This is a genomic window from Neptunomonas phycophila (assembly GCF_001922575.1).
Taxonomy (GTDB): Bacteria; Pseudomonadota; Gammaproteobacteria; order Pseudomonadales; family Balneatricaceae; genus Neptunomonas; species Neptunomonas phycophila.
Map to the genome: position 1 here is coordinate 19743 of NZ_MRCI01000004.1, position 12392 is coordinate 32134.

Genomic DNA, 12392 nt, shown 5'->3' on the forward strand with positions numbered 1-12392 from the left:
AACAAAATGAATGTGTGCGTAGGCGATATTAAACGGGTTTGTAAAACACCAATCAAGCGATGACACAAAAAGAGGATGAGAAACGATGGCAAGTTGCGATCAACCAGGCTTGATTCCATACGACCAAGCGTTGGCTGAACTGCTAAAAGAGGCGCAGGCATCGGCAAAGACTGAGACTGTCAAGCTGGAGCACGCTGTGGGGCGGGTGTTAGCAGAGCAATCGGCGGCAACAGTTAATGTGCCGCCTGCTGATAACAGTAGTATGGATGGTTATGCCGTTGATGCCGCTTCTATTGTGCCGGGTGTTATATATCCCATATCACAGCGAGTAGTAGCGGGTCACGCACCGAGTGCTCTTGAGCCGGGTGCAGTTGCGCGTATTTTTACTGGGGCAGAAATTCCCGAAGGTGCTAATGCTGTTGTTATGCAAGAAGCGGTGGCGCTAGCGCCGGGTGGTGTTATTTTTGGCGAGCCTGTGCGTCCGGGGCAATATGTACGCAAGGCAGGGCAAGATATAAAACGGGGCGACATCGTTATTCCTGTAGGGACGCGCTTACAGCCGGCTGACATCGGCGTTCTAGCCTCCACGGGGAATGAGTGTTTAGACGTGTTCAAACCACTTAAAGTGGCGATTTTATCAACAGGGGATGAGCTAGTAGATCCGGGCCAGCCGCTTGAAAGCGGTCAAATATATAACTCGAATCGATATGTTTTGATGGCTCTGTTGAAGAAATTAGGGATGGAACCTGTCGTCATTGGGCGAGTGCAGGATTCGCTTGATGCCACAGTCGACGCTTTGCTGCAGGCTGCTGAACTTGCAGATTGTATTATTAGTACTGGTGGTGTTTCTGTTGGTGAAGAGGACCATGTGCGCCAAGCAGTAGAAATGGTTGGGCATATCAATATCTGGCGTTTAAAGATTAAGCCGGGTAAGCCGTTGGCGTTTGGTCGTATAAAAGGTATTCCCTTTTTCGGCTTACCGGGTAATCCCGCCTCCACGCTTGTGACGTTTTGTATCCTAGCTAGGCCTTTTTTATTATCAATGCAGGGGATAAAACATCAGCGTGATTTGTCATACCGATTGCCTGCTGGATTTTATCGGGCGGCTGGGTCACGGCAGGAGTATGTACGCGTTAGGTTGGATGGCGGCGAGTTAGTGGCTTTTGGTAATCAAAATTCAGGTGTGCTGAGTTCGGCAAGCTGGGCTGATGGGTTGGCGGTTATTCCATCGGAAATTGAGATTTCCAAAGGTGATATGTTGACCTTTTTGCCCTTTACGGAGCTACTTGGCTGATATGCTTGGGTTTACTGTGCTTAAACAGGTAAAATAGCGGCCTTTATTAGTTGGTTAGAGATCCTGATGGACGTTAACGCGCAACAAGATCCGTATAAAAATATTCGCCCTTATCATGACAACGAAGTTGAAGCGGTTTTGCAAAGCTTGTTGTACGATGATGAGTTGATAGGGGCTATTACTCATTATCAATTTCCACGCCTACCTCGTTGGATTTCTCGTTGGCTCAAGCCGGTGATTCGTATTGCCCTAGCCCGCGAGTTTGGCGAAATTCAGACCATTAAAGGGTTTCAGCTGACGGTGGCGCGCTATATGTCAAAAATGATAGCGCGCTCTACGACTAAGCTTTCCTGTTCCGGCATGGAAAATCTTGAGGCTGATGAGGCCTACTTGTTTATTTCTAATCATCGCGACATAGCAATGGACCCTGCCTTCGTAAATTGGGTGAGGCATCAAAATGGTATGGACACGGTTAGAATAGCGATAGGTGATAATTTATTACGTAAGCCCTATGTGTCCGACCTTATGCGGCTGAATAAAAGCTTCATTGTTAACCGGTCAGCTAAAGCGCCACGGGAAGTGATGGCTGCGGTTACTCAATTATCCTCATATATAAACTTTAGTATTCAAGAAGAAGAGTCCTCTATCTGGATTGCGCAGCGAGAAGGCCGAGCAAAAGATGGGAACGATTTCACTGACCCAGCCTTGTTAAAGATGTTGTATATCAGTCAGCGCAAGAAAGGGAGTTTTTCTGAGGTGATTAAACGCCTCAATGTCGTACCTGTCTCGATTTCGTATGAGTTCGATCCATGTGATAGAGCTAAAGCGCGAGAGCTCGCGGCAAAAGAATCCAGTGGCCAATATGAAAAAAGCCAGTACGAAGATATCGAGAGCATTGTAAAAGGTATCACAGGGCAGAAGGGGGCGGTGCATGTCCATTTTGGGGATGTGATAACGGGTGATTTCGACACTCCGGAAAGTTTGGCTGCTGAGTTAGATCGCCAAATTCATCTTAACTATCATCTGCATGCCTCTAACTATATAGCTGCTGGTCAATTGGATAATGTAACCGCAGAACAAATCGCTAGCTTTGAGACTCGTTTGGCAGGGCTTAGCGAGGCTGAGCAGGCAAAACTTAAACAGATGTATGCCAATCCGGTGGTAAATTGCCGCAAAGATCAGCAGGAGAGCGCATGAGTAAGTTGACGCACTTAGATGACCAAGGGCATGCGCATATGGTGGATGTTTCAGAAAAGGCATCCACATTTCGTGAGGCGCGCGCGTGTGCTGTCGTTTATATGTCGCAAGAAGTTTTGGATCTCATTATTTCTGGCGGGCATAAAAAAGGGGATGTGTTGGCCGTTGCGCGCATCGCTGGTATCCAGGCCGCTAAACGTACCAGTGATTTAATTCCTCTTTGTCATCCTCTTATGTTAAGTAAAGTGTCTGTTACTTTAGAGCCTAATGTAGAGCAAGGGTGTGTTGTGATTAACACGGTATGTCGTTTAACGGGGCAAACCGGGGTGGAGATGGAAGCGCTAACGGCAGCGTCTGTTGCTGCGCTTACCTTATATGATATGTGTAAAGCTGTGGATAAGTCGATTATCATCTCTGATATCAAATTATTAGAAAAAGTAGGCGGAAAAAGCGGACATTGGGAGAGGGCGTTATGATCCGGGTTGTTTTCTTTGCTGGCCTCCGTGAGGCGCTGGGGGATTCGGTCGAGGTTGTACATGATGAATCCATTAAAACAGTTGAGGATCTTATCGCCAGGCTTATAGAGCTTAACGGTGATGGTTGGGCAGCAGAGCTCAATGCCTCTCATGTTTTAATTGCTGTAAATCAAGAAATGACCACACGTTTAGCTCTGGTGGCTGATAGTGATGAGGTCGCATTTTTCCCTCCCGTTACAGGTGGATAGCATGACTGCACAGCCCAATAAAGCAATCGCGGCGATTCGTTCGTTAATTTATTATCTTGTTTTTTATCCCTTCACGATTGTTTACAGTACTTTTTGTTTGTTGATAGGGCGGTTTTTGTCGTTTGAGACGCGTTTTAAAGTGTTTACGGTCATTAATTACAGCTATATAGCCTGGTTGCGGCTTTGCTGTGGTGTCCGTCTCGACGTTAAGGGGTTGGAAAACTTACCTAAAGATCGAGCTTATGTATTGGTGGCTAACCATCAGAGTGAGTTTGAAACTATCTTTCTGTTAACGATGGTGCGGCCTCAGTGTATTGTGCTGAAAAAAGAGCTGCTAGGCATTCCGTTTTTTGGTTGGGCGTTAGCTATGTTAGAGCCTATTGCCTTAGACCGCAGTCAGCGGCGGGGAGCTCTCAAACAGCTTTTAACACAAGGTAAAGCGCGTTTAGAAGCGGGCAGGCCTGTTGTAATTTTCCCTCAGGGAACGCGTGTTCCTGTTGGTGAGCCCGGGCGTTTCAATAAAGGGGGAGCTATGTTGGCCGCTAGTGCTGGTGTACCTGTTGTTCCTCTTGCGCATAACGCTGGGACTTGCTGGCCTGGGAAAGGGTTTATTAAATACCCTGGTGTTGTCAGTGTGGAGATTGGGGAGCCTGTAGAAACGCAAGGGCAGTCTGTTGATCAGGTTCATGATGCCGCCATTGGCTGGTTATTGGCCAAAATGGATGAGCAATTAGAAAATTAGATAGTGCGATATGCCAACCAAAAAAACCGCCTATAGGCGGTTTTTTTATTGATGAATTCCAGTGAGTCGGTTAGTCGTCGAAACGCTGAAAAACTAAGGTTGAGTTGGTTCCGCCAAAGCCGAAGCTGTTAGACATGACGCGATTAAGCTTCACATTGTCCATGCGTTCGGTAACAACAGAGGCACCAGCTGCTTCTGGATCTAGCTCATCGATGTTGGCAGATGCGCAGATAAAATCATTTTCCATCATAAGCAAGCTGTAAATAGCTTCCTGTGCGCCGGTCGCGCCCAGTGAATGGCCGGTTAATGATTTAGTTGAGCTAACCGGTGGCATCTGGGTACCAAAAGCTTCTTTCATTGCTTTTAGTTCTTGGATGTCGCCAGCAGGAGTTGATGTGCCGTGCGAATTGATATAATCAATATCGCCGTCAACCGTGCTCATAGCTTGCTTCATGCAGCGAAGAGCGCCTTCGCCTGAGGGAGCAACCATATCATAGCCATCAGATGTGGCGCCGTAGCCAACGAGTTCACCATAGATTTTGGCGCCACGAGCTTTTGCGTGCTCAAGGTCTTCTAGTACTAGCATGCCTGCGCCGCCAGCAATAACAAACCCGTCACGATTAGCATCGTATGCACGAGATGCCTTTTCGGGGGTCTCGTTATATTTGCTAGAAAGAGCACCCATGGCATCAAACATCACAGTCAAAGACCAATGAAGCTCTTCGCCACCGCCAGCAAAGACGACGTCCTGTTTGCCTAGTTGGATTTGCTCCATTGCATTACCGATACAGTGTGCGCTGGTGGCGCATGCGGATGTAATGGAATAGTTAACACCTTTGATTTTGAAAGGAGTGGCTAAGCAAGCGGATACGGTGCTACCCATGGTGCGTGTTACGCGGTAAGGGCCTACGCGGCGAACACCTTTAGAGCGTAGAATGTCGGCGCTTTCTACTATATCGGCTGAAGAAGCGCCGCCGGAACCAGCGATTAAGCCAGTACGCTCGTTTGAAACTTGATCTTCAGTTAGACCAGAGTCTTCAATCGCTTGCTCCATTGCGAGGTAGGAATATGCGGCTGCATTGCCCATGAATCGACGAAGCTTGCGGTCAATCTTCGAATCCAAGTCGATATCAATGCTGCCAGCTACATGGCTGCGAAAGCCCATTTCTTTGTATTCTTCCTGGAATTTTATTCCAGAGCGCCCTTGTTTTAAGGCGTCAGTGACTGTTTCTTTGTCATTACCTAGGCAGGAAATAATGCCCATTCCCGTTACTACAACGCGTCGCATATGCTGTCTCTCCTATAAAAGGATCTTCTTATTATAATCTGTTATTCGGTTACTGATTATGGCTATTGGTGCTTAATAGTGGCCAATAGTAATGTCATAAATCAGAAAGAGTCGGTCGATGTAAATAAGCCAACACGCAGATCTTTGGCTACGTAAATTTCACGGCCATCTACCGATACAGTGCCATCAGCAATACCCATAACAAGCTTGCGCTCAATGACTCGCTTAAGCTGAATGTGGTAGGTGACTTTTTTGGCGGTCGGTAGAACTTGCCCTGTGAATTTTACTTCGCCAGAACCTAACGCGCGCCCGCGTCCTTTGTTGCCTCTCCAGCCAAGGTAAAAGCCTACAATTTGCCACATGGCGTCTAAACCAAGGCAGCCCGGCATAACAGGGTCTGTTGGAAAGTGGCAATCAAAAAACCAGAGGTCTGGATTGATATCAAGTTCAGCAATGATTTCGCCTTTGCCGAATTCACCACCATCATCATTGATATGGGTGATGCGATCCATCATCAACATGTTGCCTACCGGTAAGCGTGCGTTACCTGGTCCGAACATTTCACCGTGGCCGCATTTAAGGAGGTCTTCACGGTCGAAAGAAGAAGCTTTAGTCATATGAAAAACTGTCTATCCAAAGAAAATTTAGTCAAAATATCTGGCGATTATACCGTTTTGGAGTGCTGTAAGCACGATTTGTGTCACCTTAATTTGGTAACGGCGGGTTAATCAAGCCAGAAGGCGTATAAATAGAGGGGTGAAGTGCCTTATTTAGGCACTTCTGTTTGCTGCTATATTTGCAAGTTTAATCAGTGTTTGTTTGAAAGATGTGTTACTTAGAGGTTCTAATGCTTTGATGGCGAGGTCGGCTTGTTGCTGTGCCATCTCTTCGGTATATGTAATGGCACCCGAACGGCTTACAATATTCATAATGGGTTCTAGGTCTTCAAGGCCGCCTTCGCGAATGGCTTTGCGAATGAGTTTTTTGTCGGGCTCGCTAGCAACTTTCATTGCTTGAATTAATGGAAGCGTGGGTTTACCTTCCGCTAAATCATCACCTACATTTTTACCCATTTCTTCAGCGGTTGATTTGTAGTCCATTACATCATCGATCAACTGAAAAGCAATACCAATGTGACGACCGTAATCGCGCATGGCGACGCGTTCTTTGTCACTAGCGTCAGCTAGCAGCGCGCCAACTTCAGTAGCCGCCTCAAAGAGCATGGCCGTTTTGCCGAGAATGACCTGCATATAGGCTTCTTCAGTTGTGTCAGGGTTGCGACTGTTTAGTAGCTGCAGGACCTCGCCTTCAGCAATAACAGTCGTCGCATTTGATATGACACCCATGATAGGAAGGCTGCCGATATCAACCATTATCTGAAAGGCGCGAGAGTATAAAAAATCTCCCACAAGAACGCTTGGCGCATTGCCCCATTTCGCGTTAGCGGTATCTTTCCCGCGGCGTAATTCTGAATTATCGACAACATCATCATGCAATAGAGTGGCTGTATGAATAAATTCAATCACAGCGGCGAGCGATATATGGCGATCACCTTTGTACTGGCACGCATTAGCGGCTAACAATACAAGTAGCGGGCGTAATCGTTTTCCACCGCTCTCGACAATGTAGTGGCCAATTTTTTCAACCAACGGGACATTTGATCCTAAGTGGTTGATTATAAAGTCATTGACCATTTCGAATTGAGGAGCGACCTCTGGGTTAAGCTGGTATGGCTGCATGCGTCGGCTTAATAAGAAGATGAGAATGTTAGCGGCATGCTAGGGGGTGGAGGCGGTAGTGTCAAGAATAGGGTATTTTATAGTGTAAAGCTCTTGAGTTAATCAGTGATTTACTATAGAATTTCGCGCCCTGAGCTTGTCCAACGATTGCTCCCTACCATATGGGTTTTCCATTAGAAGTAGGTTTGTATTTCAGTAGCCGGATAAGCATAATTTGGAGAAAGACATGTTTGCAGTTATCGTAAGCGGTGGTAAGCAGTACCGTGTACAAGAAGGTCATACCCTTAAGCTAGAAAAATTGAATGCTGAAGCGGGTGCGACTATCGAATTTGACCGCGTTCTATTAGTAGGTACAGGTGACGATGTTAAAGTTGGCTTGCCAGTTGTAGAAGGCGCTAAAGTGACTGCTGAGGTGGTTGAGCATGGTCGTGGCGATAAAGTAACGATCATCAAATTCCGTCGCCGTAAGCATCACATGAAACGTCAGGGCCACCGTCAGTGGTTCACTGAAGTTAAAATCACTGGTATCAGCGCGTAAGCTGAGAACAACAGGAGATAATCCATGGCTCATAAGAAAGCTGGCGGTTCAACGCGTAACGGTCGCGACTCACAATCCAAGCGTTTGGGTGTGAAGCGTTTCGGTGGCGAAGCAGTAATCGCAGGTAATATTATCGTTCGTCAACGTGGTACTAAGTTTCACGCAGGTGTTAACGTAGGTGTTGGTAAAGACCACACGTTATTTGCTAAAGCGGATGGTGTTGTTAAGTTCGAAGTTAAAGGTCCTAACAACCGTAAGTACATCAGCATCGTTTAAGCTTAATTGCTAAACGTTTTGCTGAAAAAAAGCTCCGCAATAGCGGGGCTTTTTTTGTTTCTGAGCAGTGCTCGCGTTAATCTATATGGATTAGCCTTGGGAGAAGATAGATGAAATTTGTTGATGAAGCGACGATTACCGTAGAGGCGGGCAAAGGGGGCAATGGCTGTCTGAGCTTTCGTCGTGAAAAATATGTTCCCAGGGGCGGGCCTGACGGTGGTGATGGTGGTGACGGCGGTTCTGTTTATATGGAAGCCGACGCTGGGCTGAACACGTTGGTAGATTTCCGGTATACGCGCCAATATAAGGCGCAGACGGGGCAGGGTGGCAGCGGCAGAAACTGTACTGGGTCCAAAGGCGAAGATCTGGTGCTTATGGTTCCGGTGGGAACAACGGTTATTGATATAGATACGCAAGAGGTTTTGGCGGATCTCACTAAGGTTGGGCAGCGAGAAAAGATTGCTCAAGGTGGTTTCCATGGTCTTGGTAATACGCGATTTAAGAGCAGTGTAAACCGGACGCCACGGCAAACGACAAACGGGTCGTTAGGTGAGTTTCGTAATTTGAAGCTTGAGCTAAAAGTGCTGGCGGATGTGGGGCTGCTCGGTCTGCCAAACGCTGGTAAATCTACCTTTGTTCGTTCTGTGTCGGCTGCTACTCCGAAAGTGGCGGACTATCCTTTTACTACCTTGGTGCCGAGCCTGGGAGTGGTGAGAACTGAGCGTAACCGAAGCTTTGTTGTGGCTGATATTCCAGGGATTATTGAGGGTGCGGCTGAAGGTGCGGGCTTAGGTATTCGCTTTTTGCGTCATTTGGCGCGAAATCGTTTGTTGCTTCATGTTGTCGATTTGGCGCCATGGGATGAGCAAACGCCGGCGGAGTCGTCCGTTATTGTTAGGGATGAGCTGGGTAAGTTCAGTGCGACGTTGGCGGAACAGCCGCGTTGGTTGGTCTTGAATAAGATTGATATGGTTCCCGAAGAAGAGCGTGAAGAGCGATGCCAGTCAGTTATTGATGCGCTTGAGTGGGATGGTCCTGTGTATCGAATTTCGGCGCTAGCAAAAGAGGGTTTAGAGCCGTTATTGATGGATATTCAAAACTATCTTGATCAGCGTGCAGAGGCTATTGCTGCGGATCCTGAGTTGCTAGATGCTGAAAATGCGCAGCGTGATCAGATTAGTGCAGAGGCGCGAGATCATATTGAGCGGCTACGTGAGCAGGCTCGGGCGCGGCGATCTGGTGATGATCTGGATGACGATGATTTTGATGAAGATGATTATGACGTTGAGGTTGAATACGTTAAATAGTCGTTTTTGGTGATGATGTTTCGGTAGGTGTAAGGGGTGGTCTGTGGCCGCAGGTCGTGAGAAATTGCAGCATGCCCGTCGTTGGGTTGTTAAAATCGGTAGTGCCTTATTGACGAACGATGGGCAGGGGCTCGATGCAGCGGCGATTAGTCGTTGGGTTGATCAGCTGGCTGAGTTGCGGGATCAAGGGGTTGAGATTGTCTTGGTGTCGTCGGGAGCTGTGGCTGAGGGGATGACGCGTTTAGGATGGTCCGACAGGCCGGATGAGTTGTGTCGTCTGCAGGCAGCGGCGGCTGTGGGGCAAACAGGGCTTGTGCAGGCTTATGAGGCTAACTTTCAGCGCCACGGTACACATACAGCTCAGGTGCTATTGACGCATGATGATTTGACGCATCGTAATCGTTATCTGAATGCGCGGGCTACCATGAAGACCTTGCTGGAAATGGGGGTGGTGCCTGTAGTAAACGAGAATGATACCGTTGTTACGGATGAGTTTCGGTTTGGCGATAATGATACGTTGGCGGCTTTAGTTGCTAACTTGCTTGAGGCTGATGGTGTTATTTTGCTGACGGATCAGCTGGGCTTGTATACAGCCGATCCTCGTCGTGATCCTGAGGCGTATTTGTTACACGAGGTAAGGGCGGAGGATGATTCTCTAGCGGCGATGGCGGGCGGCGGCGGTAAGCTTGGTCGTGGTGGTATGGCGACTAAGGTGCGGGCTGCTCGATTGGCTGCGCGCTCAGGTGCGGTAACGGTTATTGCTAGCGGTCGAGAGGAGTCTGTTTTGTTGCGCCTGAGGGCGGGGGAGCGGCTTGGTACTTTGTTGGTGCCTGAGCGTAGCCCTATGGCGGCGCGTAAGCAGTGGATCGCAGGGCATTTGCAGGCTCGGGGTTCAATTGTGCTGGATTCGGGTGCTGTACAGGCGTTGGTCGAGCGAGGTAAGAGTTTGTTGCCTGCTGGGGTGCGTAGTATTACGGGACACTTTACGCGTGGTGAAATGGTGTTAATGCTCGATGAGGCGGGCCGGATTGTTGCGCGTGGTTTGGTGAATTACAGTGCGGCTGATGCGCTTAAAATTATGGGTAAGCCGAGTTCTGCTATTGTTGATACGTTGGGTTATATTAGCGAAGAAGAGTTGGTGCATCGGGATAATTTGGTGTTAGCGTAAGGTAAAGCCTGAACATAAGGTATAAAAAAACCGGCAGATGCCGGTTTTTTTATGTCTGTAATATTAAGCCAACGCTTTGATGCTAGCGTTCATGCGGCTTTTATTACGGGCGATTTTGTTTTTAGGAAAAACGCCTTTGTTTACAGATGCATCCATGATTGGTTGAGCAATCTTGAAGGCTTCTGTTGCAGCTGCTTTGTCGCCAGAAGCGATAGCGGCTGATACTTTTTTGATGTATGTGCGTACCATGGAGCGGAGGCTAGCATTATGCTGGCGACGAGTCTCCGCTTGGCGAGCGCGTTTACGGGATCCTGCGGAGTTGGCCACGATCCGGCTCCTTATAAGCTGAATTAGTTATCGGATTCTGACAAACGCCAGAATTTGAGACGCGAGATTATTCACATTTAAGAGGCTGATGTCAATAAAAAGGGGAAATTATATTCATAAAGGATTACCATTCGGGCTGATTGAAGGGGTATAAGGGATTAGGGCGTGGATGCACATCAAGAGCCGGTAACGGCTAAAAAACCTGTGAGTAGTTTGCTGCGTTCCAGTGGCGTGGTTGGTGTGATGACATTGTTGTCTCGTGTATTGGGGTTGGTGAGGGATGTGGTGATTGCCAATTTATTTGGAGCCACAGGTAGTGCGGATGCGTTTTTTGTTGCTTTTAAAATTCCTAATTTCTTAAGGCGTCTCTTTGCTGAAGGCGCTTTTTCACAGGCATTTGTTCCTGTTCTATCAGAGTACCGTACGCAGCGCACATTGGCTGATGTTCAGCTGTTAGTCAATCGAGTAGCGGGTACGCTAGGCGCAATCTTGTTGCTGGTAACCCTGATAGCGGTGGCGGCTTCGCCAATTGTTACTGCTGTCTTTGCGCCTGGCTTCTATATGCATGAGACCGTTAAGTTCGATCTGGCTTCTGACATGTTGCGAATAACCTTTCCTTACTTGCTGCTTATCTCGTTGACGGCTTTTGCGGGCGCTATTCTCAATAGTTATGAGCGCTTTGCTGTCCCAGCCTTTACGCCGGTGTTGCTGAATGTTTGTTTAATTGGTTGTGCACTATTTTTGACTCCCATAATGGATGAGCCGGTAATGGCGTTGGCTTGGGGTGTGTTGATGGCCGGTGCGGTGCAGCTGTGTTTCCAGTTGCCGTTCTTGTGGCACTTGCGCTTATTGCCTAAGCCAAGGTGGGGTTGGCAAGATGAAGGCGTTCAGCGGATTCTCATGTTGATGCTGCCAGCGTTATTTGGTGTGTCGGTGGCTCAGATTAATTTGTTGTTAGACACCGTGTTGGCTTCTTTTTTACAAACCGGGAGCGTGTCTTGGTTGTATTATTCAGATCGTTTGTCTGAGCTTCCTTTGGGAGTCTTTGGTATTGCTATCTCTACTGTGATTTTACCGAGTTTGTCCCGTAAGCACGCCAGTCAATCAACGGACTCTTTTGCTCATACGTTGGATTGGGCTGTCAGAATGATCTTGTTAATCGGGCTTCCGTCGGCGGTAGCGCTGGTTATGTTGGCTGAGCCTTTGATTATTACCTTATTTAAATACGGCGCCATGACTGAGCGCGATGTGGCGATGTCTGCAATGAGTTTGCGGGCCTATGGCGTGGGTTTGTTGGCCTTTATGTTGATTAAGGTCTTAGCGCCCGGGTATTTCTCGCGTCAAGACATGAAAACACCGGTCAAAATTGCGATTCAGGCCATGGTGGCCAATATGGTGTTTAATTTATTGTTAATTTTTCCATTTCAGCATGTGGGCCTTGCTGCGGCGACCTCGATGTCCGCGTTTCTTAATGCCGGTTTGCTTTTACGAGGCTTGCTCAAAGAAGGTGTGTTTGTTTGGCAGCCGGGGTGGGGATTGTATCTTGTTAGGTTGATAGTGGCGCTGTTAACCCTCGCAAGTGTGATTTATTGGTTGAGCCCTAGTGTGACGCAGTGGTTGGCTGCGGATATATGGTCACGTGCTGTCCTCATGGGGCGTGTTGTCGGTGTTGGAGTTGTGGCTTACTTTGCAGTGTTAGTTGGCTTGGGCATGCGATTGCGTGATATTCGGGCTTAAAGCTGCCTCGGAGGTACTCGTTGGTTAACAACTAGGCTATAATTCTGCGTTTGTT

The 12392-nt window shown here is 47.9% G+C and carries 14 protein-coding genes; 10 read left to right on the forward strand and 4 right to left on the reverse strand.

Annotation, left to right across the window (positions count from 1 at the left end; all coding sequences use genetic code 11):
• Window positions 1-85 precede the first annotated feature (85 nt).
• From BS617_RS16775 to BS617_RS16795, 5 genes are all read left to right on the forward strand, one after another.
• Window positions 86-1294 (forward strand): molybdopterin molybdotransferase MoeA, encoded by a 1209-nt coding sequence (locus BS617_RS16775; protein ID WP_075174156.1) that lies wholly within the window; start codon window positions 86-88, stop codon window positions 1292-1294.
• Between the two features lie 66 nt (window positions 1295-1360).
• Window positions 1361-2491 (forward strand): 1-acyl-sn-glycerol-3-phosphate acyltransferase, encoded by a 1131-nt coding sequence (locus BS617_RS16780; protein ID WP_075174157.1) that lies wholly within the window; start codon window positions 1361-1363, stop codon window positions 2489-2491.
• Complete coding sequence (gene moaC / locus BS617_RS16785; RefSeq protein ID WP_075174158.1) at window positions 2488-2967, forward strand: cyclic pyranopterin monophosphate synthase MoaC; 480 nt, start codon at window positions 2488-2490, stop codon at window positions 2965-2967. The genes BS617_RS16780 and moaC overlap by 4 nt, the downstream gene beginning before the upstream one ends.
• Window positions 2964-3215, forward strand: coding sequence for a MoaD/ThiS family protein (locus BS617_RS16790; protein ID WP_075174159.1), 252 nt, complete (start codon window positions 2964-2966; stop codon window positions 3213-3215). Before moaC ends, BS617_RS16790 begins: the two co-directional genes overlap by 4 nt.
• A 1-nt stretch (window position 3216) precedes the next feature.
• Window positions 3217-3957, forward strand: coding sequence for a lysophospholipid acyltransferase family protein (locus tag BS617_RS16795; protein ID WP_075174160.1), 741 nt, complete (start codon window positions 3217-3219; stop codon window positions 3955-3957).
• 70 nt (window positions 3958-4027) lie between these two features.
• Here BS617_RS16795 and fabB read toward each other — a convergent pair whose 3' ends face one another.
• The 3 genes from fabB to BS617_RS16810 all read right to left on the reverse strand — a co-directional run bounded on the left by fabB (window position 4028) and on the right by BS617_RS16810 (window position 6984).
• Window positions 4028-5245, reverse strand: a complete 1218-nt coding sequence (gene fabB / locus BS617_RS16800) for a beta-ketoacyl-ACP synthase I (protein WP_075174161.1) — start codon at window positions 5243-5245, stop codon at window positions 4028-4030.
• A gap of 101 nt (window positions 5246-5346) precedes the next feature.
• A complete protein-coding gene (fabA, locus tag BS617_RS16805) occupies window positions 5347-5862 on the reverse strand; it encodes a 3-hydroxyacyl-[acyl-carrier-protein] dehydratase FabA (protein ID WP_075174162.1) in 516 nt (171 codons plus the stop codon).
• 153 nt (window positions 5863-6015) lie between these two features.
• Window positions 6016-6984 (reverse strand): polyprenyl synthetase family protein, encoded by a 969-nt coding sequence (locus BS617_RS16810; protein WP_075174163.1) that lies wholly within the window; start codon window positions 6982-6984, stop codon window positions 6016-6018.
• 226 nt (window positions 6985-7210) lie between these two features.
• Here BS617_RS16810 and rplU point away from each other — a divergent pair, with 226 nt between their 5' ends.
• From rplU to proB, 4 genes are all read left to right on the forward strand, one after another.
• Window positions 7211-7522 carry a 50S ribosomal protein L21 gene (rplU, locus tag BS617_RS16815; RefSeq protein WP_075174164.1) on the forward strand — a complete coding sequence of 104 codons (312 nt, stop codon included), beginning with the start codon at window positions 7211-7213 and terminating at the stop codon, window positions 7520-7522.
• Window positions 7523-7546: 24 nt separating this feature from the next.
• Window positions 7547-7798 carry a 50S ribosomal protein L27 gene (gene rpmA / locus BS617_RS16820; protein WP_075174165.1) on the forward strand — a complete coding sequence of 84 codons (252 nt, stop codon included), beginning with the start codon at window positions 7547-7549 and terminating at the stop codon, window positions 7796-7798.
• 110 nt (window positions 7799-7908) lie between these two features.
• The gene (gene cgtA, locus BS617_RS16825; RefSeq protein ID WP_075174166.1) at window positions 7909-9105 is read left to right on the forward strand and encodes an Obg family GTPase CgtA; all 1197 of its coding nucleotides are present in this window, start codon (window positions 7909-7911) and stop codon (window positions 9103-9105) included.
• Window positions 9106-9148: 43 nt separating this feature from the next.
• Window positions 9149-10273 (forward strand): glutamate 5-kinase, encoded by a 1125-nt coding sequence (proB, locus tag BS617_RS16830; RefSeq protein WP_075174167.1) that lies wholly within the window; start codon window positions 9149-9151, stop codon window positions 10271-10273.
• Between the two features lie 63 nt (window positions 10274-10336).
• Here the strand turns inward: proB and rpsT are convergent, their stop codons facing one another.
• Window positions 10337-10600 (reverse strand): 30S ribosomal protein S20, encoded by a 264-nt coding sequence (gene rpsT / locus BS617_RS16835; protein ID WP_075174168.1) that lies wholly within the window; start codon window positions 10598-10600, stop codon window positions 10337-10339.
• Window positions 10601-10843: 243 nt separating this feature from the next.
• Here rpsT and murJ point away from each other — a divergent pair, with 243 nt between their 5' ends.
• Complete coding sequence (gene murJ, locus BS617_RS16840) at window positions 10844-12337, forward strand: murein biosynthesis integral membrane protein MurJ (RefSeq protein ID WP_170870377.1); 1494 nt, start codon at window positions 10844-10846, stop codon at window positions 12335-12337.
• Window positions 12338-12392 lie beyond the last annotated feature (55 nt).